Annotated in this window: 2 protein-coding genes; one reads left to right on the forward strand and one right to left on the reverse strand. The window is 71.2% G+C overall.

Annotation, left to right across the window (positions count from 1 at the left end):
• The first annotated feature begins 303 nt into the window (after nt 1-303).
• Complete coding sequence (locus AOK03_RS41540; RefSeq protein WP_079075229.1) at nt 304-573, forward strand: hypothetical protein; 270 nt, start codon at nt 304-306, stop codon at nt 571-573.
• 225 nt (nt 574-798) lie between these two features.
• Here AOK03_RS41540 and AOK03_RS37970 read toward each other — a convergent pair.
• The coding region (locus tag AOK03_RS37970; RefSeq protein WP_157869196.1) for an ABC transporter permease at nt 799-1283 on the reverse strand (485 nt) is incomplete at its 5' end.

Consider the following 1283-nt stretch of genomic DNA (forward strand, 5'->3'; position numbering starts at 1 on the left):
CCCGGGCCCGGGCCCGCACCGTGTCGCAGCGAGGGAAACCGCACGTGAGATAGCCCACGTCCGGTCCGCCCCGGCCGCGCGGGGGACGGGCTGCCGCCCCCCGCCCATGGGGCGATCGGCCGCCCTCCGCCCCACTGTCAGGCTGTTTGTCCAACTCGCCCTGGAATCAGTCGGATTCGGAGAGTAATCGTCAACCACCTTGCGGGGTAGGTGAATCCTGTGACCGGGATACACGCGTGTACCGATGGGGCGATAGGGTTAACCTGCCCTGGGCCGGGTGCCCTCGTACGGGTGGGGAGTGACATGGAACAGATAACAGTGCGCAGCAGGGCGCGTGTCCCTGCGATCACTTGTGGCAGCAGCGCGACCAGCTCGCGTCTCGACCGTCACCTCTCGGTGCTGGGCGGCCCCGCCGTCCCGCAGCGCGAGGCGCACGAGGCGACGTTGCTGATGCGTGAGCTGACCTCACGTGACGCCGCGCACGCCCGCAGCACCAGGGGTGCACGAGTGAGCCGTGTCTCGCTCTTCGCGCCGCTGCGCCGGTTGCGGCGTTCGCTGTTCGGCGGACGCTGACCGCGGGTGGTCCCCGGGACTGAACCGCCGCTCCGCGGCGGATCTTTCCCCCCACTCCGCCCCGCTCCGTAGTCACCCATCACCCCCGCGCACAACACCCGTGCCGTGTGCACCCGTTGACACCGCAAAGATTCAGCCGAACCGCAGCGACCGCTGGGCCGATATGCCCAAACTCCCCCGGTCGGTGCGGTTTTGCTGTAGTTGGAGCAGGGGTGTCCGTCGCTTCTACCGCGCGCCCTGCGCGTACCGGCGGACGGCCAGCGGGACGCAGAGCGCGAGCAGCGCCAGCGACCACAGGACCGCTCCCGCGACGGGGTGCGTGACCGGCCAGGCGGCGTCCGTCGGGACGGGAGCGTTGCCGCACAGGTCGCGCACCGCCGTCGCCACCGCGCTGATCGGATTCCACTCGGCGACGAAGCGTACCCAGGACGGCAGTCCGTCGGTCGGGATGTAGGCGTTCGAAAGCAGCGGCAGCATGAACGTCGCGCCGCCGAGCTGGCCCGCCGCCTCCTCGCTCTGCGAGGCGAGACCGAGCAGGATCCCGATCCAGGTGGTCGCGAACCGGAAGAGCATCAGCAGCCCGAACGCGCCCGCCGCGGCGAACGGCCCGCCCTCGATCCGCCACCCCATGGCGAGCCCGACGAGCGCCAGCGGCACGAGCCCCACCGCCGTGGTCACCAGATCGGCGAGCGCCTGGCCGAGCGGCACGG

The organism is Streptomyces atriruber (genome assembly GCF_001418325.1).
Taxonomy (GTDB): Bacteria; Actinomycetota; Actinomycetes; order Streptomycetales; family Streptomycetaceae; genus Streptomyces; species Streptomyces atriruber.

Bases quoted from the DNA above. Each gene is read 5' to 3' on its own strand.
- AOK03_RS41540 (WP_079075229.1), top strand. From the start codon at position 304: ATGGAACAGATAACAGTGCGCAGCAGGGCGCGTGTCCCTGCGATCACT.